4 protein-coding genes are annotated in these 2340 nt (G+C 33.3%); 2 read left to right on the forward strand and 2 right to left on the reverse strand.

Annotated features, from left to right (window positions below; genetic code table 11):
• Nucleotides 1-316 precede the first annotated feature (316 nt).
• Nucleotides 317-1189, reverse strand: coding sequence for a LysR family transcriptional regulator (locus tag N9I19_RS24440; protein WP_317779285.1), 873 nt, complete (start codon nt 1187-1189; stop codon nt 317-319).
• Between the two features lie 107 nt (nt 1190-1296).
• On the opposite strand from N9I19_RS24440, the gene N9I19_RS24445 reads away from it, so the two are divergent.
• Together N9I19_RS24445 and N9I19_RS24450 are read left to right on the forward strand one after the other, a co-directional pair.
• The gene (locus N9I19_RS24445; protein ID WP_089365125.1) at nt 1297-1683 is read left to right on the forward strand and encodes a tautomerase family protein; all 387 of its coding nucleotides are present in this window, start codon (nt 1297-1299) and stop codon (nt 1681-1683) included.
• Between the two features lie 41 nt (nt 1684-1724).
• Nucleotides 1725-2051, forward strand: coding sequence for a carboxymuconolactone decarboxylase family protein (locus N9I19_RS24450; protein WP_089365124.1), 327 nt, complete (start codon nt 1725-1727; stop codon nt 2049-2051).
• 90 nt (nt 2052-2141) lie between these two features.
• On the opposite strand, the gene N9I19_RS24455 is transcribed toward N9I19_RS24450, so the two are convergent.
• Nucleotides 2142-2340: hypothetical protein (locus N9I19_RS24455; protein ID WP_317779286.1), on the reverse strand; the 199-nt coding region annotated here is incomplete at its 5' end.

The raw sequence follows: 2340 nt of genomic DNA on the forward strand, positions 1-2340 counted from the left end.
TACCATGTGGTTTGAAATCCTGCGAATAAGCGAGTATTCGTGAGCATTATCTATTAAACTGAGGGAGTTCATTAAGGGTTATGAATCCTACGATAACAGGATTTATTGCAGATACAATTATAGAAATTATTGAAGTAAAAATAACGGTTAATCCACTAACGATGTTGGTTCGATTTCTTTGAGGGGTACTGCCAACATCTCGGGAATTTTGTACGCTAAGCAAATTCTAACCTAAAAAGCCGATTCCTTCTATTTATAAGGAATCGATTTTATTTGTCTTACTCAACAAAGCACACGTTAGCCCATTATATATATTCTATTCCCTAACAAATGAATCTCTTATTAAGTCTAGGAATAACTTCTTTATATTAGAAAGGTACTTATTATCCTTCTTTTGTATTATCCCAATAGGAATGAAAGGGTTCTTCAATTCTAAGGGTACTTTAATAATATTATCAGAAAGCTTTGAAGATGATAAGACTACACCAATGGAAGGAAAGTTATGAATATATAAAGGTATGGATAGTATCTGACTAACTGTGTAATAAAAGGGTTTCGAATCTAAATGTGACAGCTCTTCTTCAAACTTTGTATAGTATAAACAATTTTCACCACCAATGAAAACAGGGTATTCAGTTATATCATGCAGCGATTGGATGGTAATAGGATCTTGATAATATTTTTTGGAAAATATTACGGATATTTCTTCTTCATATAAATGGATGAAGGAATATCCATTTTCTTTGTACGGTTTTCCACCTATTGCAAAGTCGATCATACCACTATCTAAAAGATTTATTAGAGTGTCTGTATTTCCTACAGTAATATTACAAGTCACATTTGGTTTTATTTCCCGAAACTGGCTTATAGTAGATGGCAAAACTGTTGCTGCTGTTTCAATTACCCCGATATTTATTGTGCCAACTTCTTCTTTTTCTATTGCTTTTGATTGCTCTAAAACAAAATCCCAATGTTTAATCAGAGAAAGAATCTCCTTAGCGAAAATTTCTCCGGAATCTGTTAACTTTGCTTCCCATCCTCTTTCGAATAACTTAAATCCAATTTCATTTTCTAGTTTTTGTATATGGCTCGTTATAGTTGATTGTGCATAGTTTAATTTTTGAGCTGCTTTTGAAAATGTCCCTTCCCTTAAAATTGCTTGGAATGTCTTAACTTCTTTTAAATCCATATCCAGTAATCTCCATTCGTTTTTATGAATTTTTCATTCGATTATTTCAATTATACAAATAACATTAGTGGAGGTAAAATTAACTTGTTATCAAAAGGAGGGGAAAAATGCCATTCGTTCAAATTAGTTATTTGGAAAATGAATATAATCACAAAGATTTACAGCTAATCAGTAGAAATGTTATGGCTGCACTTATTGAAGAATTTCACGTACCCAAAAAGGATTATTTTCAAATTTTCCAGTCGCATAAGGTGGATGAGTTTTATTTTGATCCGAATTATCTTCTTAGTAGTAAAAGAACAAACCAACTTCTTTACATCTTAATCACATGCGGTCCAGGCAGGTCTAAACAGCAAAAAGAATTACTGTATAAGAGTATTGCTAACAAATTGCACAATAATTGTAGTGTAGTTAAAGAAAATGTATTTATAATTCTATCGGAAACAAATCTTGAAAACTGGTCATTTGGAGACGGAATTGCTCAAATGATTTAGTGTTTTAATATCATACTTAATAATCGAGAGGAGCAGGAGATATGAACAAACCCATTACTCCTACTGTAAGAAATTCATTAGGACATTTTGCACCAGATTTTGTTAGATACTCTGAAGACATACTTTTCGGAGATTTATGGAGACGAGATAATTTAAATTTAAGAGACCGAAGCCTAATTACTGTTACATCGCTAGTAACTGGAGAAAGCCTAAATCAGCTTCCATATCATTTAGAACTTGCGAAACAAAACGGTCTAACAGAGGAGGAACTTATAGAGACTATTACTCATTTAAGTTTTTACGTTGGATGGCCGCGATCCGCATCAGCATTAGAAGTAGCTAAGGAAACATTTGGAAGAGGAAATTAGTAAACCGTATGAACGGCTAAGAAGGTAATAAATCAATTTCGTTTCAAGTGATTACCTCCTTTTCTTTAATTAAGTAAATTTTACCAGCCTCTAAAGAAAAAGTAACCAACTCTCTAGATTTCGAGGCAATTTCTCTTTCTTATGTCGTTTATTTTTAAAACGATTGACCTTAATAGGGTGCTTTACTTCAATAAGGGAGGTTGCTGCGGCAACCTTTTTCGTGCGCCCGGCATGGGTGCAATCTATAGGGTGAAAGTCCCGAACCATGAAGGCAGTAGTAGTGGTTAGC

Source organism: Peribacillus sp. CSMR9, assembly GCF_033141925.1.
Taxonomy (GTDB): Bacteria; Bacillota; Bacilli; order Bacillales; family DSM-1321; genus Peribacillus; species Peribacillus simplex_A.

Bases quoted from the DNA above. Each gene is read 5' to 3' on its own strand.
- N9I19_RS24445 (WP_089365125.1), top strand. From the start codon at position 1,297: ATGCCATTCGTTCAAATTAGTTATTTGGAAAATGAATATAATCACAAA.
- N9I19_RS24450 (WP_089365124.1), top strand. From the start codon at position 1,725: ATGAACAAACCCATTACTCCTACTGTAAGAAATTCATTAGGACATTTT.
- N9I19_RS24440 (WP_317779285.1), bottom strand. From the start codon at position 1,189: ATGGATTTAAAAGAAGTTAAGACATTCCAAGCAATTTTAAGGGAAGGG.